The organism is Longibacter sp. (genome assembly GCF_051155795.1).
GTDB lineage: Bacteria > Bacteroidota > Rhodothermia > Rhodothermales > Salinibacteraceae > Longibacter.
In genome coordinates, this window is record NZ_DAXETW010000171.1 from 1 (window position 1) to 20484 (window position 20484).

At 63.8% G+C, this 20484-nt stretch carries 17 protein-coding genes; 10 read left to right on the forward strand and 7 right to left on the reverse strand.

The genetic code is table 11. The annotated features are described in order from the left end of the window. Positions 1–509, reverse strand: a 509-nt coding sequence (locus tag ACFCU0_RS15870) for a YybH family protein (protein WP_434974661.1), incomplete at its 3' end; no start/stop codon positions are given. 165 nt (positions 510–674) lie between these two features. On the opposite strand from ACFCU0_RS15870, the gene ACFCU0_RS15875 reads away from it, so the two are divergent. Continuing rightward, positions 675–2045 carry an MFS transporter gene (locus tag ACFCU0_RS15875; RefSeq protein WP_434974662.1) on the forward strand — a complete coding sequence of 457 codons (1371 nt, stop codon included), beginning with the start codon at positions 675–677 and terminating at the stop codon, positions 2043–2045. 31 nt (positions 2046–2076) lie between these two features. Here the strand turns inward: ACFCU0_RS15875 and ACFCU0_RS15880 are convergent, their stop codons facing one another. The 4 genes from ACFCU0_RS15880 to gnd all read right to left on the reverse strand — a co-directional run bounded on the left by ACFCU0_RS15880 (position 2077) and on the right by gnd (position 7239). After that, positions 2077–3924 (reverse strand): glycoside hydrolase family 15 protein, encoded by a 1848-nt coding sequence (locus tag ACFCU0_RS15880; protein WP_434974663.1) that lies wholly within the window; start codon positions 3922–3924, stop codon positions 2077–2079. A gap of 75 nt (positions 3925–3999) precedes the next feature. Further along, a complete protein-coding gene (gene pgl, locus ACFCU0_RS15885) occupies positions 4000–4740 on the reverse strand; it encodes a 6-phosphogluconolactonase (protein WP_434974664.1) in 741 nt (246 codons plus the stop codon). A gap of 49 nt (positions 4741–4789) precedes the next feature. After that, positions 4790–6277, reverse strand: coding sequence for a glucose-6-phosphate dehydrogenase (gene zwf / locus ACFCU0_RS15890; RefSeq protein ID WP_434974665.1), 1488 nt, complete (start codon positions 6275–6277; stop codon positions 4790–4792). Positions 6278–6330: 53 nt separating this feature from the next. Beyond that, positions 6331–7239 (reverse strand): phosphogluconate dehydrogenase (NAD(+)-dependent, decarboxylating), encoded by a 909-nt coding sequence (gene gnd, locus ACFCU0_RS15895; RefSeq protein ID WP_434974666.1) that lies wholly within the window; start codon positions 7237–7239, stop codon positions 6331–6333. 283 nt (positions 7240–7522) lie between these two features. Between gnd and ACFCU0_RS15900 the strand changes: the two genes are divergently transcribed. Next, entirely contained in the window at positions 7523–8104 is a 582-nt protein-coding gene (locus ACFCU0_RS15900) for an RNA polymerase sigma factor (RefSeq protein WP_434974667.1), read from the forward strand. A gap of 9 nt (positions 8105–8113) precedes the next feature. Here the strand turns inward: ACFCU0_RS15900 and ACFCU0_RS15905 are convergent, their stop codons facing one another. Further along, positions 8114–8878 carry a ferredoxin--NADP reductase gene (locus ACFCU0_RS15905; protein WP_434974668.1) on the reverse strand — a complete coding sequence of 255 codons (765 nt, stop codon included), beginning with the start codon at positions 8876–8878 and terminating at the stop codon, positions 8114–8116. 367 nt (positions 8879–9245) lie between these two features. Between ACFCU0_RS15905 and ACFCU0_RS15910 the strand changes: the two genes are divergently transcribed. The 7 genes from ACFCU0_RS15910 to leuS all read left to right on the forward strand — a co-directional run bounded on the left by ACFCU0_RS15910 (position 9246) and on the right by leuS (position 19530). Then, positions 9246–10973, forward strand: a complete 1728-nt coding sequence (locus ACFCU0_RS15910; protein ID WP_434974669.1) for a LamG-like jellyroll fold domain-containing protein — start codon at positions 9246–9248, stop codon at positions 10971–10973. Positions 10974–11194: 221 nt separating this feature from the next. After that, a complete protein-coding gene (locus tag ACFCU0_RS15915; RefSeq protein WP_434974670.1) occupies positions 11195–11893 on the forward strand; it encodes a metal-dependent hydrolase in 699 nt (232 codons plus the stop codon). A 175-nt stretch (positions 11894–12068) separates the two neighbouring features. Then, complete coding sequence (locus ACFCU0_RS15920; protein ID WP_434974671.1) at positions 12069–12566, forward strand: metallophosphoesterase family protein; 498 nt, start codon at positions 12069–12071, stop codon at positions 12564–12566. A gap of 54 nt (positions 12567–12620) precedes the next feature. After that, complete coding sequence (locus ACFCU0_RS15925; RefSeq protein WP_434974672.1) at positions 12621–13535, forward strand: sucrase ferredoxin; 915 nt, start codon at positions 12621–12623, stop codon at positions 13533–13535. 179 nt (positions 13536–13714) lie between these two features. Then, a complete protein-coding gene (locus tag ACFCU0_RS15930) occupies positions 13715–16051 on the forward strand; it encodes an amino acid permease (protein ID WP_434974673.1) in 2337 nt (778 codons plus the stop codon). A gap of 86 nt (positions 16052–16137) precedes the next feature. Then, positions 16138–16542, forward strand: a complete 405-nt coding sequence (locus ACFCU0_RS15935) for a CoA-binding protein (RefSeq protein WP_434974674.1) — start codon at positions 16138–16140, stop codon at positions 16540–16542. A 345-nt stretch (positions 16543–16887) separates the two neighbouring features. Next, positions 16888–19530, forward strand: coding sequence for a leucine--tRNA ligase (gene leuS / locus ACFCU0_RS15940; RefSeq protein ID WP_434974675.1), 2643 nt, complete (start codon positions 16888–16890; stop codon positions 19528–19530). A gap of 224 nt (positions 19531–19754) precedes the next feature. On the opposite strand, the gene ACFCU0_RS15945 is transcribed toward leuS, so the two are convergent. Beyond that, entirely contained in the window at positions 19755–19982 is a 228-nt protein-coding gene (locus ACFCU0_RS15945; protein WP_434974676.1) for a hypothetical protein, read from the reverse strand. A gap of 290 nt (positions 19983–20272) precedes the next feature. Here ACFCU0_RS15945 and ACFCU0_RS15950 point away from each other — a divergent pair. Then, positions 20273–20484 (forward strand): PIG-L family deacetylase (locus tag ACFCU0_RS15950; RefSeq protein WP_434974677.1); only part of this gene is annotated, 212 nt, incomplete at its 3' end.

Below are 20484 nucleotides of genomic sequence, written 5' to 3' on the forward strand. Positions count from 1 at the left end.
CGTTCCGTGGGTTCGAGCGCGTCAAACGCGTCGTGAGGCGCCGGGCTGTAGGCGTCGACGACGAAACGCCACGTACCACCTGGACCCTGTCTCAGAACCGTCGAGAACTTCCCCGTCGAGGCGCTCATCTCCTCGCCGTCCCGGAGCACGCGGACGCGGTAGTAGCCGACGTCGTAGGCGACGCGCTCCCCGATGTGGCGGTCCAGAAACCGAAACTCGATCGTGAGCTCCGACTGCCGCAGGGCGACGGCCTCGAAGAACCCCTCGAAGATGGCGCGGATCGAGTCCCGTCCTGTGACCACGCCCCGGTCCTCATCCGGGAGAAGGTAGCGAGCGTCTTCGGCGTATGCATCTGCAACCGCATCCAGGTCGCCGAGCTCGTAGGCCAGGCTCATCCGGTCATACACCGCCTGAACGCCACTGGTGTCGCCGGCGGCCGGCTGGGCGCGGAGATCTCCGCCGCTCACGGCAAGAAACAGCAGGACTGCAACAGCACAGCGGGCGAGCATGGAAATCGGTGGCGAGTCTGGAAGCGACGAGGAAACAGTAGCGAGCGTTTCACGGTCGGTACCGACCGCAGGTTCGGCCTTCGCAAGTGAACGAGCGGACGCATGGAGAGTATTACGATTCGCAGACGCCGTCCACCCATCCGTGCGCACAAGTCCCGGTTCTACGTGTCCGATCGATCGTCCCGACGGATCCTGCTGGTCCTTTTCCTCGGTGTGTTGATGGCTGCGATGGACCTTGCTATTGTCGGACCGGTGCTGCGTCCGATCCGCACCACATTTGACGTATCCCCACGGACGGGTGCCTGGGTCCTGAACGTGTTCGTCCTGTTCAATCTGGTGGGCGTCCCGATCATGTCGCGCCTTGCAGATCGCCTCGGGCGGCGCCGGGTCTACACGTCGGCGGTGCTTACCTTCGGGCTCGGTGCCGTCATCGTTGCCACGTCGCCCACCTTCGAAACGGTCCTCGTCGGCCGGGCGGTCCAGGGCCTGGCCGCCTCCGGGATCTTTCCCGCGGCGAGTGCCGTCGTCGGAGACGTCTTCCCCGTCGAGCGGCGCGGCCGCGCGCTGGGCGTTTTGGGTGCGGTGTACGGCGTCGCCTTCCTCATCGGGCCGGGGCTTGCCGGGGCGCTACTCGCCGTGGCGGGGTGGACGTGGCTCTACGTTCTCAGCGTGCCGTTCTCGTTGATGGTCGCGCTTGCGGCGTGGCGGATTCTCCCAAAGACGGTGCGCGCGTCGGACGAACGGGTGGACGTAGCGGGTCTTTTGACCCTCGGCACGGGACTCGCCGCTCTCGCCATTGGCATCAACCGCATCGATGCCGGGGCCGTCGGCCAGAGCCTCGTCTCCACTGACGCGGCACCGTATCTGCTGGGGGCGGGCGCACTGATTACCGGGTTCATCATGATCGAGCGCCGTGTCCCCTCTCCGATGCTTCGCCTCGGCCTCTTTCGCCATCGTGCCGTCAAGATTGCGGCCGTTCTGGCCATCGGGGCGGGCCTCGCAGAAGCGTCGTTCATCTTCTTTCCTGAGTTCGCGGCGTCCTCGTTTCGCGTGTCGAGTTCGACGGCCTCGTTTATGCTCCTGCCGCTGGTCGGAGCAGTGGCGGTTGGGTCCCCGATCGCGGGCCGGCTGCTCGACCGCATCGGGGTGCGTCGGATTGTGACAGGAAGCAGCATCCTGTTCACGACAGGGCTGGCTCTGATCGCCGCCATCCCGGGCGACCGCGTTGCGTTCTACTCCGGATCCATCCTGCTCGGGTTGGGGCTCGCCGGGCTCCTCGGTTCCTCTCTGAGCTACATTCTCCTGAATGCGGCGCGTGAGACCGAGCGGACCGTGGCTCAGGGGATCATCACCCTCTTCCTCGGAATCGGGCAGCTCGTCGGAGGAGCCATGATCGGGGCGGTTGCCGTCACGGCGGGCGGCCCGGATGCCGGACCGGACGGGTACGCGACGGCGTTCGGCGTTGTAGCACTCGTGGGTGTTCTCTGCACTGGCCTGGGCGTGCTGCTGCCGCAGAGAATGCGCCAGGCGACGTGACGAGTCGCGCGGGTGACGCCGGCGTGAGTCTTCACGATTTGTCGAGTGTGCGGTTCAGGTTGAAGGCCGCACTGATCAATGACAGGTGAGTGAACGCCTGCGGGAAGTTACCGAGCGCCTCGCCCCGCGGTCCCGTCTCCTCCGCGTAGAGACCGAGCGGATTGGCGTAGCCGAGCATTTTCTCGAACGTCACCCGCGCCTGATCCAGCCGTTCCGGATCTGTCCGCCCCGCCCGGGTGAGCGCTTCCACGAGCCAGAACGTGCACATGTTGAACGTGCCCTCGTGCCCGGGCAGTCCGTCGTCGACGCGCGACTGGTCGTAGCGGTAGACCAGGCTGTCGGAGCGGAGGCCGCCGTCGGACGGCGGCTTCATGATGGCGTCGAGCGTCTTCGTCATCCGCGGGTCGTTCGGCGCCATGAAGAAGACGAGGGGCATGATAAGGTGAGAGGCATCCAGGGCGTCGCTGTCGTAGTGCTGCGTGAAGGCCTCGCGGTCCTCGTTCCAGCCCTTCTCCATGATCTCGCGGTACAGGTCGTCCCGGCACGTGCGCCACCGGTCGAGGTCTGCCGGGAAGGAGCGTTTGTTTGCCAGTCGGATCCCGCGGTCGAAGGCCACCCAGCACATCAGCTTCGAGTATACGAAGTGCTCGCGGCCGGAACGGACCTCCCAGATGCCGTCGTCGGGCTGATCGTAATTGTGGGAGAGCCAGTCGAGAAGGCCCCGGAGCCGGGTCCAGAAGTCGTATGAGATCGGCGCCTGGTACTTGTTGGTGAGGTACACGGCGTCCATCAGCTCCCCGTAGATGTCGAGCTGAAGCTGGTCGGAGGCGGCGTTGCCAAGACGGACGGGGCGCGAGCCGCGATACCCGTCCAGGTGGTCCAGTTCGATCTCCTCCAGGTCTGCGTCGCCGTTGACGGTGTACATGATGTTGAGCGGGGCGCCGGGGTCGCAGTCGTGGCACCGTCGGCTGATCCACTCGATGAACCCTTTCGCCTCCTCGGTAAAGCCGATGCGCAGGAGGGCGTAGACGGTAAAGGCAGCATCCCGCAACCAGGTGTAGCGGTAGTCCCAGTTGCGGACACCGCCGATCGACTCCGGAAGACCCATCGTCGGGGAGGCGATCATCGCGCCCGTCGGTTCGTGCGTGAGGAGCTTCAGCACGAGAGCCGAGCGGTAGACCTCGTCGCGCCAGCGCCCGTCGTAGGTACACTGCTCGATCCAGTCGCGCCAGTAGGCCAGTGTGTGATGGAAGAGGTCTTGTTCGCGCTCTCGCGAGAAGGCCCCGGCCTGCGGTGCGCTCCGGTCGGATGGATAGAGCACGAAGTGCTGGCGGTCGCCGGCGCTCAGGGTGAAGGAGGCGGTCGCCGCGTTGCCGTCGGCCTTCATGGGCACGGTGGCGTCGAGGCCGAGGTGGTGCGTCTGCCCGTCGAACTGAGCACCGCCATGGCGCACCTGCGTGTCATGGATGGTCAGTGTGTGATCGGCGCGAGCATAGTCGAAGGCCGGGCGGCACGTCATCTGTAGCGTCATCTCACCGCGAATCACCTCCACCCGGCGGACGAGGCTTCGATAGCCGAGGGCGTCGTCGTCCAGCCCCGGCGGCATGTAATCGGTCACCTCGGCAACGCCGTCGTCGGAAAGGAATCGAGTGATGAGGACATTGCTGTCCGGCCAGTACATGTGACGCTCCGTCATCCCGTTCTCGGCGGGCGCAATCTGGAAAGTACCGCCTTTCTCGTCGTCGAGAATGCCGGCAAACACGCTGGGGTCATCGAAATTGGGCCAGCACATCCAGTCAATGGCTCCGTTCCGCCCGACGAGGGCCGCCGTGTGCATGTTGCCGATCAGGCCGTAGTCCTCGATCGGGAGATAGGTCATGGGGTAGGAGAGAAGTGCGAGACGGGGAGGGCATCTGGGTGAGGACGGCGGCAGACCGTCCGGGGCGTCCGGCGCTCAGGCTTCTTCGCCGGCCGCGCCGGGGTCCAGAAACCAGGTCAGGCGATGTCGGGGCGAGATGTGCGCGGCGGGAACGTCCGGGTCGCCGGCCCGGGCGCGGGCTACGGCCTGCTGCTTGTCCGCGCCGGACGCCAGGAAAACGACCTCGGTTGACGCATTTAGGGCTCGATAGGTGCAGGTGACCCGGTCGCGGATGTCGTAGATAGCCGGTGCTTCAACGGCGCGTACGAGCCGGCCGTCCGGCAGGCCGGTCTTGTCCGCGTCGGTCGCATCGGGACGAGTCCCCGGAAACAACGATGCGGTGTGCCCGTCGTCGCCGATCCCGAGGATCGTCAGGTCGAACGTGTGATCCCGGTCGGCGAAAACCGTGCGCAGGTGGTCGTTGTAGCGATCCGCTGCGACGGACGGCGACCCGGCGTCCGTGGGTATGGGATGAACGTTCGCGAACGGCACGTCGATCTTCGACAGGAGGGTCCGCCGGGCCATGCGTTCGTTGCTTCGTGCAGACGATGAGGGCACGAAGCGCTCGTCTCCCCAGAAGATGTGAACACGTTCCCAGGCAATGCTGGGAAAGCCGGAAGCCAGCAACTCGTACGTCCGCTCCGGCGTCGACCCGCCGGCGAGGGCAAGGGCGTACGTATCGTTCTCACGCAAAACGGTCTGGATGTGGGCAGCGATGTGCTGGGACGCCGAGCGGCTAAGGGCGTCGAAGGTCGGGAAGACGTGCACGTCACTCATGGATACGTATCCGTCGATTCCGGGAGAGGTTGTACGTGGAGGAACAATATCAGTCGTCCGCGTCGTGGCGTAGTTCGCCGTTGATCCATCTCGGGAGGAGGTCGAACGCCGCGTCCGGTCCCCAGCTACCGGCGGGGTAGGGATGGACCGGGATGTCGGCGTCGAGAAGGGGCGTGTACAGGCGCCAGGAGGTTTCAACTTCATCGCTTCGGACGAAGAGCGTCTGGTCGCCGGTGATCACGTCCCGCAGCAGCGTCTCATACGCATCCGGGATCGGGCCGAACGCGTCGCGATACGAGAAGCTCAGTCGCTGAGATTCCAGGCGCATCCCGTTTTCGGACGCACCGGGCGACTTAACTTCGAACCGAAGGTCGAAGCCTTCATTCGGTTGCAGCGTGATGAGCAGAACGTTCGGTTCCGCGGTGCAGTCGGCGTCGTCCGGAATGCAGGGCTCGCCGCCCGGTTGAAAGAGGGCGACCGGTGCACGCTGGAACACAACAGCGATCTGCGTCCGCTTCACCGGCAGTCGTTTTCCCGAACGAAGATAGAATGGCACTCCGCGCCAGCGCCAGTTCGCAATCTGAAGGCGTAGGGCGACGAACGTCTCCGTATCGGAGTTGTCCGGGACATCGGATTCCTCGCGGTATCCCGGTACCGTCTCACCGTCGACGTCGCCCGACCCGTACTGCCCGAACACGACATCCTCCGGCGTCGGCGGAACGACTGCGCGGAGCGCCTTGACCTTTTCCTGGCGGATTGCCTCCGCGTCCATGGAGGCCGGCGGTTCCATCGCAATCAATGAAAGCAGCTGCGTGAGGTGGTTTTGCAGCATGTCGCGGACGTGTCCCGACCGGTCGTAGTAGCCGGCGCGACCACCCACGCCCAGGTCCTCGGCGACCGTGATTTCGATTCGGTCGATGCGGTCCCTATTCCACAGCGACTCGAACATCGCGTTGGCGAACCGGAAGGCCAGCAGGTTCTGAACGGTTTCTTTCCCGAGATAATGATCGATCCGGTACACCTGATCCTCCTCGAAGGCTGCGTGTACGGTTTCGTTTAGCTCTTCCGCGCTCTCAAGGTCCCGCCCGAACGGTTTCTCGATAACGACGCGGGTCCAGCCGTCGCTTTCGGATAAATTGTGCTCCCCGAGTTGCTCGATGGTCGACGCATACGTGTGCGGCGGAAGGGACAGGTAAAATGCGCGGTTTTCCGGAAGGTCAAACCGTTCCTCGACGTCTTCGATGCGCTGCCGGAGGACTCCGAAATTCGTTCCGTCGTCGCCGAGGGATTGGTAGAAGAGGCGTCGGTCGCACCAGTTCTGCACGATGTCCTTCTCGAATCCGGCGTCGCGCAGGGCCTGCTTGGCCACCGACCGGAAGTCATCGTCCGACCAGTCCGACCGGGCCGCGCCGATCACGTGGCATCGCTCGGCGATGTCGCGGCTTTGCATGAGATGGTAGAGGGCCGGAATCAATTTGCGACGGGTCAGATCTCCCGTTGCGCCGAAGATGACGAAGACGTGCGGATCGATAGACATTTCGGGGGAGGTTCGGAGGACGGGGTGTGCGGGGCCGTGTGGAGCTGCGGGTGTCACTCCGCCTCCTTCACGTCGTGACCGCCGAACTGATTGCGAAGCGCGGCAAGGAGGCGGTGGGCGTATGTCGCATCCTGCCGGGACTGGAGGCGCTGGATCAGCGCGTCCGTGATGACGGGGGCCGGGACGTCCAGGTCGATCGCCTCCTGAACGGTCCACCGCCCCTCGCCGGAGTCATCCACCCAGGCGGCGACGTCGGCGAGGTCCTGGTCTTCATCCAGGGCGCGAGCGGCCAGGTCCAGAAGCCAGGAGCGGATCACACTACCGAAGCGCCAGATCTCCGCGACCTGATGCAGGTCGAGATCGAACTCGTCTTTCGCATTCATGATGTGAAACCCCTCGGCGTAGGCCTGCATGACGCCGTACTCGATGCCGTTGTGGACCATTTTCACGAAATGCCCCGCGCCCGCTTTGCCGACGTGGCCCCATCCCTTCTCGGGACCGGGAGCGAGGGATTCGAAGATCGGTCGCAGCGCGTTAACCGCGTCGTCCGGACCGCCCACCATCATGCTGTATCCCTCGTCGAGTCCCCACACGCCGCCGGAGGTCCCGACGTCGACGTAGTGAACGCCGACCTGCTGGGCCCGACCGGCCCGCCGGAGCGTGTCGGTGTATCGGGTGTTGCCCCCGTCGATCAGGCGGTCCCCCTCGTCCAGAAGCGGCAGAAGATCATCCATGGTGGCATCCACGGCGTCTCCCGCCGGCACCATCATCCACACGGTGCGCGGGCCCTCAAGTTGGTCGACCAGGTCGGCCAGGGACTCCGCGGCGTCGCCCCCGTCGCTTGCCAGCTCGGCAACGGCTTCCTGGTTCAGGTCGAAGCCGACAACGTCGTGCCCGTTTCGCATCAACCGGCGCGACATGTTCGCGCCCATCTTTCCGAGACCGATCATTCCTACTTGCATATCGAGGAGGGCATTGGGGAGTGGGAGAAGTGAGCGTCGTGGACCGTGCAAATACACGACGGTCGACACGACGGAAAATCTACGGTCGGGCTTCCCGATGGGCAACCGATTTGAGGAAGCATGATGTAACGGGCTTGGGGTCGGGAGCCCGCCTGCCCGTCACCGTGGGCAATTCTTATCGAGGTGTTAGACTTTTGTGATACCTTCCGTCAGCGATGCGGGTACCATGCAGGTGAGTTGAATCAGCGGCTCTCACATGCCCGATCACAAACGAACGGTTGCTATGTACACACCGACCCGGCCCTGCGAATCTGGCCCATCACCCAGCGTACAGGCTCTCAAGCGAGGCGACGAGCAGGCGTTTCGGTGCCTCGTCGAACAGGAGTCGGAGCGCCTCCGTCGCTTTGTGCTGAAGATCATCGGAGACCCGGATGAGGCGCGGAATATCGTTCAGGAAACGTTTGCGGAGGCGTACCGACAGATCGACGACTTTCGCGGCGAAGCGAAAGTGTCGACGTGGCTCTTTTCAATTGCACGTCATCAGGCATACGGCTTCCTGAGGAACTCGGATCGGCAACGGTACCTGGAGCACGATACCATCGAGTACATCAATGCAACATCTGGCGGCACGGAGTCGGACACGTACGACGCCGTCAATCATAACGAACGACGCGGGATCGTGCACGACGCGATCCGAGAGCTTCCCGATCACTATCAGCGAGTCGTCGTGCTGCGCGACCTGGAGGAGCACTCAACGAAAGAGGCGGCGGAAAAGCTCGGGCTTACGCCGGGAAACGTTCGGGTACGCCTGCATCGCGCCCGAAAGCAGCTAAAAGACCACCTCTGCCGCCGCATGGAGTGCTGATCAAACCGTTTACGCGCCTTCCTCCCAGCCTTCCGAAAAGACGTTGTCCGATGGAACGCCAAGGTCGCCGGTCAGCGTCTCTTTCGCATCGACCACCATTTCCGGCACGCCGCACACGAAGAAGTGGGCCTCCTCCCGAAGGTCGGGGGCGATGAGGTCGTGGAGATGCTCCTGCACGTAGCCGTGACGCACTGACGGCATGCCGGTCGCGCCATCGCTCAGGCTCTCGGCAGACCGTTCGTCCGCGTGCTCCGGGCGGGATAGCGCGTAGGCGACGTCCACCGACTCTCTCCCGGCAGCCCATCGATCCAGGGTGTCCCGGTACGCAAGGTCTTCTGCGGTGCGCTCCCCGTATATGAGCACGGAGCGTCCCTCACCTTCCGCCTGGTGGGCCTGCATCATCGCCATCATCGGCGTGAGGCCCGTTCCCGTCGCGAGAAACACGGCGTCCCGGTCCTGCTCTTGGAGGTGAAGGTTACCGCCGGGAGATGTCAGGTGGATGGTGTCGCCCGGCGCCCGGTCGTGAAGCCAGACCGAGCAGGTACCGTTCTCGTACCGTGTGACCATGAGTGCGATCGTATCGGTGCCGGGAAGGCTGACGGGAGAGTACGACCGGTGGACCAGACCGTCCTCTTCGGATTCATAGGCGACGCCGACGTGCTGGCCGGGCTGAAAGTCGAATACGTGGTCCGGGGCGCGGAGCAGAAGCTGGATCGTGTCCGGCGTGAGGTGTACGGTAGAGAGCAGCGTCGCGTCGATGGTGTCGAGGGTCATGCGGAAGCGTAAATGGGGGGTGAGGAAAAGGTGAGGGGGCCGGGGGCGGTCATCATCGACGCCCCATATGATGGACGGGTAGGGGTCGGGGATGGGCAAATGTAAAGATCCCTTGTATGTCACCCAGGGTCATGGTATGCTAACAGTCTCCCGAGGGGCAGGATACAGCTGTGCTGTGATTCGTTCGTAATCGCTGCCGATCTGGCCGTCGGGTCGTTCTTCGCTGCGCACTCCTTTCCGTTTTCTGCGACCAACCGTCCCGCTCCGGCGGTGTGGATGCCTGTGGTATCGGAGGGCATCCCATCCGTTGCGCCAGCGGCGGAGCGTCTGCGCTGCCGCGCACGTTTCCCGCCGGGATTCGAACTCTATGCAGCGACTGATTCGCACGTGCTGGATCGCCGTTTTCCTGGCGTGGCTTCCCGCAGTGCTGTGTGCGTTGCCGGCCGCGGCTCAGACTGCCGACCGGTCGGTTGTCCGTACCGCGGGGGAGCCGACCCGTTTGTTTGCGACGCTCGACCTTCCCGACGGAACGGACGGTCTCGTACTGGACCTGCCGCGCGGATGGGTTGTCGACGACGTGTCGCTTCTGCGGTACGGGTCGGAGCCGCAGTCCGTGACGGTGCAACGCGAGAGCGGGGCATACCGGCTGACGGCATCGGCCGGCCTACGCGGACCGCATGACGTATCGTTCCGGGTGGTCCCGGGACCGCGGACGGAATCTGCCGAATGGTCCGTGCAGCCCTTTCGTCTTGAGAATCCCGAAACCGAACGCATCCGCCGGATCGGCACGTCCTTACGCCAGACCGTCCGTACGGTGCGCCCCCTCGATGATGCCGGCGACAATCGGGTCCTGGCCTTTCGCGGGGCGTCGGTCGAACCGGTCGTGCTGCACGCCGGTCAAGTGCCTGCTCTCGAACGGTCGGTCTCCTTCACCGTCGAGTTCTGGATGTCGACGATCGGACTCGGCGAGGTCGTTCTCTCCACCTGGACGGGTCAGGAGGATCGGCATTACCCGTTCGACATGGTGATTGACCCGAGCGGCCGGCTCCGGTACTATTGCGGTCAGCCGGGGCGGCACACCTCGATGTCATCCAACCGACCGCTGGCCGACGGGCGCTGGCATCACGTGGGCGTTGCGTACGATGCCGATCGCCGCTTTCTCCGGCTGACGATCGACGGGGTCGCGGTGGATTCCGTCGAGCAGGTTTCGCTCCCCGGCGGGTATCTCCGCCCCGATATTGCGCTCGGCGGTCGCCTTCCAACCCGCGACGTCGAGCCGTCGCCCGTTTTCTCCGGACAACTGGACCTGCTCCGGGTATGGAGTTCGGCCCGAACGCCGATGCAGATTCGCCAGACCATGCGAGAAGGCACCGTCCGTACCGGCCCACCCGATCGATCGAAGCGGCAGCCGGACGTCGTCACGCTCACGTTTGACGACGCACCACCGCCACGTCTCGTCCGCCAGTGGCCCCGAGACGCACGGCGTCCCCGGGTACCGCTCCAACTCCGCCGCTCCGTTCACGCACTCCGTGCCTCCACCGAAGGCGAGACCGTACGCCTCGAATGGCACGCTGATGCCTCGACTGTGATGGCATTCGTGGTGGAGCGATCCCGCGACGGGACGGTCTTCGAAAAGGTCGACCGGCTGACGCCCGAGGATGCACGCCCCGTCACGGGCCAGCCCGATCCCCGATTTACGGCGACGGACGATCCGCCCGGACGTGTCGCCTATTATCGGATCCGGGAGGTGTTTGCTGACGGGACGAGCGACGTGTCCGGCACCTTCAAGGTCGGTGTTGGCCCCTCGATCGACCCCGGAGAGGAAGGGGAAGAAGACACGCGCATCGTGAGAAACTACCCGAATCCGTTCTCCGGCGAGTCAACGGTCGAATTTCATCTTGCAGAAGCCGCCCCCGTCCAGATCACGCTATGGGATGTATCCGGAAAACGGCTCGGTGTGGTTTACGACCGGTCGCACGGTGCCGGTCAGCACACGTTCTCGCTTCGGGCGGATGACCTTCCCAGCGGCACCTACTTCCTCCGTCTCGAAGCCGGAGAGGAGTCCGACTCTCACGCCGTGGTCGTGTTGAAGTGATGCGGTGACTACGGTTTGAATGCGTCAAGGGGTTAAGGTGGCAAGGTGGTACGGTCCTCGAACCCGGGACTCAGAACCCGGGACTCAGAACCCTGAACGATCTGAACATCCCGCTTTCCGAAAACGTCGCGTCTGCGGTGGCGGAGATTGAAACAGCCGCTCCGTACCGGTCCGTACGAACGACCTGGTATTGTTAGATTTGTTCTCGTACTCGCTCTTCAATGAACTCAGTGACTGATATGGAGCTGACGTATTTCGGGCACGCGACCTTTCAGATCGAGACCGGCGATCACACGCTTCTCTTCGATCCGTTTTTTGCCGACAACCCGCACACGAACGTCGATCCGGCGTCGCTCAACCCGGACACGGTGCTGGTTTCGCACGCGCACTTCGACCATTATGCCGACGTCGAAGCGTTCACAGGCGACGACGGTCCGATGATCGTCTCGAACTTTGAGATCATCTCGCGCATCGGAAATGACTACGGGCACGAAAATGTGCATCCGCTGAACGAGGGCGGAACGATCGACCTCGAATTTGGCACGGTCGAGGGCACGCACGCGCGGCACACATCCAGCTTCCCGGACGGCTCGTACGGCGGCGTCGCCGGCGGTTTCGTTCTGGACTTCGGCGATCAAACGGTGTACTACACCGGCGATACCGCTCCGTTCGTTGGAATGCAGTGGGTCGGTGAGATGTACGACGTCGATGTGATGATCGCTCCGGTCGGCGATGTCGTGACGATGGGCATCGACGGTGCCATCCATAGCGCAGAGATGGTGGAGCCCGACCTGGTCGTTCCGGTCCACTACAACACCTTTCCGTTCATCGAAGTGGATCTCGACGAAGTGAACGACGCCTTCAATGACGCTGGCTTCGACGTGAAGGTCATCGACTTCGATGCGACGGTATCCCTGTAGGGCCCAAACCGGGCATTCCGGCACGCTTTCCCGCACGATTCGCAGAAGGACCTGGCACGGTGCCGGGTCCTTTTCGTTTGTTCTCATCGTGTGGGTAAAACAACCACCCCAATCCCACGATCCTGTTTTCCTACATCTTCGTCGCCTCGTTCCTGCGAGGCTCGACCGTTGACCCATGACAACGCTCGGCATCCTGTCGGATACGCACGGCTACTTTCATCCCGAGCTGATCGACGCGCTCGACGGCGTCGACCATATTCTGCATGCCGGCGATATCGGGGACCTGACGATTATCGACGGGCTGAAGGCGGTGGCGCCTGTGACGGCTGTCTACGGAAACGTCGACGGGTGGGACATTCGCCATCGTACGGGTGAACATCAGCGCGTCACGTTCGCGGGCGTGAACATCTGGATGACCCATATCGCCGGACGTCCGGGCGCGTGGCAGCGCGGCATGGGGGAGAAGCTTCGTGCCGACCCACCGGATGTCTTCATCTGCGGCCATAGCCATATTTTGCGAATCGAACGGGTCGAGGGATTTCAGAATATGCTGTACCTAAACCCCGGAGCCGCCGGTCGCCAGGGCTTTCACCAGAAGAAAACCTGCGTCCGTCTGGTTCTCGACGATGGGTCGCCCGTCCAGGCGGACGTGATCCATCTGGACGCGGACTGACCGTGCCGCCCGTCGCGACGCACTGCGAACGATCCACAGAAGCTGCGAAACCTGATGCCGGACCCGTTCTGCTCTGACATTGCGCAAAAGGAGGCCGTCGACATCCACGGCTCTGCGACGGAGGCGACGCACTGGCTCTGCATCGAGCACCCATCCCCCTGGGCTGCGCGGGAGCTCTCCTCCGGGGCGCTGCCGGTACGGCTCGTCCGGCAGATCGACCGATGGGAGGCGGCACGGCCGGGCCTCCGGGTGCAGGCCATTCGCCGGGAAGTGCGCATGTGTGACCGGGAGGGCGAGGTGACCGTGCTTCTGGCGTCCAGCGAGCGAGTCACGAGGCACCTTCGTCGGATTCGACTACCGTCTCTGGAATCCGTCGCGGACCTCGACGTGCCGGCACTTCTGACAGCGGATCCGTCGACCGGGCCGGGACGGCGTCTGAACGAACCGGTCGTGCTGACGTGTACGAATGGCAAACGCGATGCATGCTGCGCGCTGAAGGGACGCGTTTTCCACGAAGCCATGGCCGAGGTTCAGCCCGCGGCCGCGTGGCAGGCGACGCATCTCGGCGGCCACCGGTTCGCCCCGACGGCCGTCGTGCTACCCTTCGGCCACCAGTACGGCTGGCTCGACGCCGCCGATGCACCCGATCTCTGGCAGGATGCCGTCAGGGGACAAGTATGGCAACTGGACCGCTACCGCGGCTGGACGGCGCAACCCCGCCCAGCACAGGCCGCCGCTATCGCTCTACGGCAGCGGATGGAGACCCTCGCGGCAGACGACATCGCCGTCACCTCGGTACAAGACCTGATGTCTGATGCCTGGCAGGTGGACCTCACCTGTGGCGACCGGCCGTTCCGCGCGCGGGTCCAGCGGCGGACCGGACGTGCGCTGCCGAAGAGTTGCGGGGGTGCGCCGAAACCGGCCATTCGCTACGACGTCACGCGGCTTCAGGCGACGCGTCCCGCGTAAGTTGAGACAGGGCCGGCCATGGCTATTGCCGGGCCCCTTGCCCTCAGGAGCGTAGCGCGGAGGTGTCTGGTCGACATTCGACATCGTATCATTCCGCAACGGCGGCTGACTGGAACCCTGCGCGTCGCTTCGGTATACTGCCGCCTCATTCACGCACACGTAGTTACGCTCTCCACATCATGGCTGCAGACGATCTTCGCCGTGAACTCGGGTTCTGGGACGCCCTGACGATCGGTGCCGGTACGATGATTGGTGCCGGGATCTTTCTCCTTGCCGGCGTCGCCCTCGAACTCACAGGACCGGCCGCAATCTTCTCATATCTGGCGGCCGGGCTCGTCTGTATGATTACGGCAGCCAGCGCGGCTGAGTTGGCCACGGGCATGCCGACGTCCGGTGGCGATTATTACTTCGTCTCGCGCTCGCTCGGACCCGCCCTCGGCGCCATCTCCGGCGTCGGGATCTGGCTCAGCCTGACCTTCGCGATTTCGTTCTATCTGTTCGGGCTGGGCGAGTACCTGGCGCAGCTCCTGCCAGTGACGCCGTTCTGGGGCGCGCTGGTAGGGGGCGTTCTACTGACTGCCCTCAATGTGTACGGGGCGAAGGAATCAGGGAAAATGCAGGTTGTCGTCGTCCTGACGCTGCTTGCCATCCTTGCCGCCTTCTGCCTCCTCGGCTTCTTTCAGATCGAAACCGAGAATTTCTCGCCCTTCTTTCCCTTCGGCTCTGCGCCGGTCGCGTCCACCACGGCGCTGGTCTTCGTCTCTTTCCTCGGCTTTGTGAAAATCGCTGCCGTGGCGGAGGAGATCGAGAACCCGGCGAAGAACCTGCCGCGAACGCTGATCGGATCCGTCGCGCTGGTGACGCTTCTCTACGTGATCATCCTGCTGGTCATCGGCGGTATGTTCACGCAGGAAACGATCGGTGACGTCCGCGATCCGCTGACCACCGCCGCCCGGACCCTCGCCGGACCGGTGGGTGCCGGCTTCATCATTTTTGCCGGCCTGCTGGCGACGGTGTCATCGGCGAATGCCAGCATCATGGCGTCGTCGCGGATCAACCTGGCGATGGCGCGCGACCGCATGGTCCCCAAAGCGCTGTCCACGATCCACGAGCGGTTCCTGACGCCGCACCGCGCCATCCTTCTGACCGGCCTGCTCGCCTGCACTTTCCTCCTTTTCGAAAGCCTGGAGGATCTCGCCAAGATCGCCAGTGTGCTGCAGCTGTACAGCTACGCCGCCCTCAACATCGGGTGTGTCGTCCTGCGGGTTGCGCAGCCGTCGTGGTACGAGCCGTCCTACCGGACCCCGCTCTTCCCCGTTGCCCAGATTTTCGCAGCCATCTCGTGCGTTGGGATCATCCTTTACTCCGGACCCTTCGCTCAGATCGCTATTGTCGTTCTGATCGTCGCGAGCCTCGTCTGGTACGCGGTCTGGGGCCGCGGCCGGGTGGAGATCGACCACGCCGTTCCGGAATTCCGCGAGCGGTGGGCCGTCGACGGAATGTCGGCGCTGACGAGTCCGGCTACCCGCTTCTCCGTGGAACTACCCGAAGCGCTCAAACCGGGGGAACGCGCCATCGACCCCGACACGCCGCGACGCGTCTCCGTGGCCATCGCCAACCCGGCCACCGAGTCCGATCTCCTGCGCATTGGGCGCTACCTTGCGACGGGGACGTCCGAGGGCGGCCACGTATCCGGCCTTCACCTCGTGCGCGTACCCCTGCAGACGCCGCTCGAGGCGGCCCGCGATCAGTTTGCGGAACGCCCCTCGCTGGAGCGGGCGATCTCGGGACTCGTGTCGTCGGGCGACGGCGGCGCAACCGCGCACCGTCCGCTGGAATCCACTCAGTTCGAATCGGTCATTGATGTAGCGCACGACGTGTTCGGGGCGCTCGTCTCTGAATCCCAGGCGCAGCAGTCAGATCTCCTCCTGATGGGCTGGCAGGGCGGCTTTAACGTGCGCCGCATCTACAACAGCCCGATCCAGCGGATCATGGCGGACCTGCCCGCGGATCTCGCGGTGCTGAAAGACCGCGGCGTCACGTCCATTCGCCGTATCCTCCTTCCATGGGGCGGCGGCCTGCACGCACAGCTCGGCCTGGAAATCGCCACACGGATTGCCGGCGCGACCGGTGCGACCGTGCAGCTCCTGCGCGTCGTTCGGGAGGACGTCGACGCGGACAATGAGTCGGACGCCCTCAAGGACACGGTCCGACAACTCGTGGGTGAGCAAGACAACATCGAGTATCTCGTACAAACGGGTAACAGCGTGACGGAGGGAATCGAGTCGGCCATGGAGGACGTCGCACCTGACCTCGTCATCATCGGCGCCTCGCGGGAGTGGACGATCCGTCAGGTCCTCTTCGGATCCATCCCCGATGTCGTAGCCGATGCCGCCGATTGCTCCGTACTCATGGTGCGCCGATACGTCCCGGACACGCTCTCCATCCGCGCAGCCGAAGGGTTCAAGCGGATGAAAGAGTCGGCCGGACTGACGACCTCGCCGGAAGAAGGGTAGGGGGAAGGTTCAAGGTTCAGGGTTCAAGGTGCAGGGTTCAAGGTTGGGTTCATATATTTGTCTCGTTACAACGCAGGGTGATGCAGGTGCCTGACATTCCTACGATTCTTCGTGAGGCCGAGGTCATTGCTGTGGTCGGGCTTTCGGGACGGCCGCAACGGACGAGCCATCGGATTGCCAAACGGCTCCAGCAGGCCGGGTACCGCATCATTCCGGTCAACCCGAACTACGATGAGGTCCTCGGGGAACCGTCGGTCCCGTCTCTCCGAGAACTGGACGAGGCCGTCGACATCGTCAACGTCTTCCGGGCTTCGGAGCACACGGCCGGCGTCGTCCGCGATGCAGCGGCCTACGCCCGGCAGAAGAACCGGAGCCCCGTCATCTGGACGCAACTTGATGTGTCGAGTCCTGAAGCGGAGACGCTCGCCGCCGAGGCCGATCTACCCTACATTCGAAATCGATGCATCGCGGTAGAACTGGGGAAACTGTAGCGGTGCCCGTACACCATTTGTTGCGAGCGAGCCGGGCCCGTCCTGTCGATCCCGCCCCCGCGTGGCTTGAAGCGTTCAACCCTGAACCCTGAACGCCGAACCGTTCTGCCCCGTCTTCCCCGTGAATTCAGACCGCGCGGTTCGGGACAACCTTTACCGCGTTGTACGTTAACGTTCGTTCCGGTGCACACATGCCGTCGATATCCGCGGCAGGCACCGATTGCTCCAGGACCCGTCCCGGTATTTTCCGTACGGGTGGCCGCATGTTCATGCGTCACCGCTCCGGGGTCGTCCTGCGCCCGCATGTTCATCGCACGGCCCGATCCAACCGGACTCCACCGCTCCATGCCGTACCCCCACGCCGACATTGAAGCCAAGTGGCAGCGCTACTGGGAGGAACACCAGACCTTCCGGACGCCCGACGACCTTCCCGAGGATCCGTCGACCGACGAGAAGTTCTACGTCCTCGACATGTTTCCGTACCCGAGCGGCTCAGGGCTTCACGTCGGACACCCGGAGGGATACACCGCGACCGACATCATCGCGCGGCAGAAGCGGATGCAGGGCGTCCACGTCTTGCATCCGATGGGCTGGGATGCGTTCGGTCTGCCCGCCGAGCAGTACGCCCTCAAAACGAACACCCACCCGCGGGACACGACGGAGAAGAACGTCGACAACTTCCGCAAACAACTGAAGCGACTGGGATTCTCGTACGATTGGCAGCGCGAGATCAACACGACGGATCCGGATTACTACCGCTGGACGCAGTGGATCTTTCTCAAGCTGTACGAGCGCGGTCTCGCATACCAGAGCGAGGAACCGGTATGGTGGTGTGAAGAGCTGGGCACCGTCCTCGCCAACGAGGAGGTCATCGATGGGAAAAGCGAGCGAGGCGGCTATCCGTGCCGGCGTGTGCCGATGCGCCAGTGGGTTTTGAAGATCACCGAGTACGCCGAGCGTTTGCTGGACGGCCTCGACGACCTCGACTGGCCGGAGAGCACGAAGCAGATGCAGCGCAACTGGATCGGCAAGTCCGAGGGCGCGGAGATCCACTTTGAGTTGGATGCCGTCGATGACGCGCTGGAGGTCTTCACAACGCGTCCGGACACGCTCTTCGGGGCGACCTACATGGTCGTCGCGCCGGAGCACGACGTCGTGGACGACATCACCACCGACGATCGCCGCGAGGAGGTCGAGGCGTACCGCCGGCAGGCCATGCAGAAGAGCGAGCTGGAGCGAACGGAGCTCCAGAAGGAAAAAACCGGCGTCTTCACCGGCGGATACGCCATCAATCCCGCCACCGGGAATCGCATTCCGGTGTGGGTGGCCGACTACGTTCTCGCCAGTTACGGGACGGGTGCCATAATGGCCGTCCCCGGGCACGACGAGCGGGACTACGAATTCGCAACCACCTACGGTCTCGAGATCCGCGAGGTCGTAGAGGGCGGCGACCTGGAAGAGGAAGCGTACATCGGGGATGGCCCGCACGCCAATTCGGCCAACGAGGACGTCAGCCTGAACGGGCTCGGAACGGACGCCGCGATTGCCACCATCATTGACTGGCTGGAGGCGAATGACCTGGGGCGGGCAAAAACCAATTACAAGCTTCGGGACTGGCTCTTCAGCCGTCAGCGGTACTGGGGTGAGCCCTTCCCCATCATCTTCACGCAGGACGAATCGGGCGACTTCACGGAGCCAAAGCCCGTTCCGGAAGACGACCTGCCCGTCACCCTCCCGGACGTCGACGAGTTTAAGCCCAGCGGTTCGCCGCACGGACCCCTGTCGAACGTCACCGACTGGGTCGAGACGACGGATCCTGAGACCGATAAGCCGGCCCGGAGAGAAACGAACACGATGCCGCAGTGGGCGGGATCGTGCTGGTACTACCTGCGCTTCATCGACCCGGACAACGACGATCGACTCGTCGATCCAGAGAAGGAGAAATATTGGATGCCGGTCGACCTCTACATCGGGGGATCCGAGCACGCGGTGCTGCACCTGCTGTACGCCCGGTTCTGGCACAAGGTGCTCTACGACGCGGGGGTCGTGTCGACGAAGGAGCCGTTCCAGACGCTCGTTCACCAGGGGCTTATCCTGGGCGAAATGGAGTACACCGCGTACGCGTCGCCCAGCGGCGAGCCGGTGAGTGCGGAGCACGTCGACGATGGTGTGGACACCCGCACCGGCGCCGAGGTGGAATCTCGCTCCGTGGACAAGGCGGACATACAGAAAGACGGCGACCATTTCGTGCTCGCGGCGTCGCCTGACGTGCGCGTCGACGCACGCAGTCACAAAATGAGCAAGAGCCGGGGCAACGTAGTGAACCCGGACGACGTGATCGACGAGTACGGCGCAGATGCGCTGCGGCTGTACGAGATGTTTATGGGACCGCTCGAACAGGTCAAACCCTGGAGCACGAGCGACGTCGACGGCGTGTTCCGCTTCCTGAATCGCGTATGGCGCCTCGTGATTGATGAGGAAACCGGCGAGATCAACGAAGCGGTGAAGGACGTGGAGGCCGATCGCAGCCAGCAGCGCGTCCTGCACAAAACGATCAAAAAGGTGACGAGCGATATCGAGGACCTGAGCTTCAACACGGCCATTGCGTCGATGATGGAGTTCGTCAACGCGGCGTACAAGTGGGACGTTGTCCCGCGCGACGCCATCGACCCGTTTTTGCAGCTGCTGAACCCGTTTGCACCTCACCTCACCGAGGAGGTCTGGGAGCGCCTCGGGCACGACGACACGATCGCCTACACCGACTGGCCGTCGTACGACGAGGAGAAGATCAAGAAGGACGTCGTCAGCATGGCCGTTCAGGTCAACGGCACCGTGCGGGCCACGATCGAGCTATCGGCCGACGCCGGAGAGGAGGAGGCGCTTGCGACCGCCCGATCGGACGACAATGTGAAGCGATACCTGGACGACGGCGACGTCAAGCGCGAGATTTACGTACCGGGCCGCATTATCAATTTCGTCGTGCAGTAAGGTCGTTGTGTCGTGACCCGCGGAGCCGTACGCCCACCCACTTCGCGTCGACCAAATCCGTCGGCAACGAAAAAGCCGGAGCTTCGACCGTCAGGTCGGCTCCGGCTTTTCGCATGGGTCCGGCGGCTGGACTGTGGGCGTGGCACCGTATCCGAAGGGGGGAAACCGGATCAATCCACGCCCCACAGCCGCCGGATGTGAGGGGAAAACTCCGCAATCAATGTTTAATTTCTACCGACCGACATGCGATCGCCGTCGGGTCCATGCCGAAAAGAGTACCAGACGAGCATGGCTTCATCCGTTTCTCCATAGGGGCACTCGGCCGCTTTGTATGCATCCCACGCCTCGCGGTAGATTTGGAGGGCGTATTCCCGCATCTCCGGGCTGAGCGTCTCATCCTGCGACGGGCGTGCGCTGCCGAAGGGGAGCATTTGCGATTTCAGAATGGACATAAGGAGGGCGGCGGTCGGTCAGGTACAGTAGTAAGGTTGGAGGGCGTCGCCCGGGCGGTTTGCCCGGCGAATGGAGAGAGCACGTGTGTGTGCTATTCGCCGAACCGTGTGTATCTTTCCCCAAAATCGTTCCACTTTCTAATGGGGCGGTGAAGATTCCCGTCTTCCCCGGAAGCTACGGGTCCGGCACGGAGCGGCGCGCCGGTACCTGCCGGGCGCAGGATCCCGCGCGGTCCGTTTGCGTGGGAAGGGGCGACTCGCCAGACCGACCCACCCATGCTTCGACGCGTATGTCCGCTTCCCTTGATGTTCTCGCACTGGCCGCCCATCCCGATGACGTGGAGCTGTGCGCGGGAGGCACAGTGTGCCGGCTCACCGGGGCCGGGCACCGGGTCGGGGTCGTCGACTTCACGCGTGGCGAACTCGGGTCTCGGGGCACGCCGGAAGGTCGGATGAAAGAAGCCAGGCGCGCGGCCGACATCATGGGGCTGTCTGCGCGGCA

Coding starts and splice junctions, on each gene's coding strand:
- ACFCU0_RS15920 (WP_434974671.1), top strand. CDS start 12,069: ATGACAACGCTCGGCATCCTGTCGGATACGCACGGCTACTTTCATCCC.
- ACFCU0_RS15905 (WP_434974668.1), bottom strand. CDS start 8,878: ATGACCCTCGACACCATCGACGCGACGCTGCTCTCTACCGTACACCTC.
- zwf (WP_434974665.1), bottom strand. CDS start 6,277: ATGTCTATCGATCCGCACGTCTTCGTCATCTTCGGCGCAACGGGAGAT.
- ACFCU0_RS15900 (WP_434974667.1), top strand. CDS start 7,523: ATGTACACACCGACCCGGCCCTGCGAATCTGGCCCATCACCCAGCGTA.
- leuS (WP_434974675.1), top strand. CDS start 16,888: ATGCCGTACCCCCACGCCGACATTGAAGCCAAGTGGCAGCGCTACTGG.
- gnd (WP_434974666.1), bottom strand. CDS start 7,239: ATGCAAGTAGGAATGATCGGTCTCGGAAAGATGGGCGCGAACATGTCG.
- ACFCU0_RS15925 (WP_434974672.1), top strand. CDS start 12,621: ATGCCGGACCCGTTCTGCTCTGACATTGCGCAAAAGGAGGCCGTCGAC.
- ACFCU0_RS15910 (WP_434974669.1), top strand. CDS start 9,246: ATGCAGCGACTGATTCGCACGTGCTGGATCGCCGTTTTCCTGGCGTGG.
- ACFCU0_RS15915 (WP_434974670.1), top strand. CDS start 11,195: ATGAACTCAGTGACTGATATGGAGCTGACGTATTTCGGGCACGCGACC.
- pgl (WP_434974664.1), bottom strand. CDS start 4,740: ATGAGTGACGTGCACGTCTTCCCGACCTTCGACGCCCTTAGCCGCTCG.
- ACFCU0_RS15880 (WP_434974663.1), bottom strand. CDS start 3,924: ATGACCTATCTCCCGATCGAGGACTACGGCCTGATCGGCAACATGCAC.
- ACFCU0_RS15930 (WP_434974673.1), top strand. CDS start 13,715: ATGGCTGCAGACGATCTTCGCCGTGAACTCGGGTTCTGGGACGCCCTG.
- ACFCU0_RS15945 (WP_434974676.1), bottom strand. CDS start 19,982: ATGTCCATTCTGAAATCGCAAATGCTCCCCTTCGGCAGCGCACGCCCG.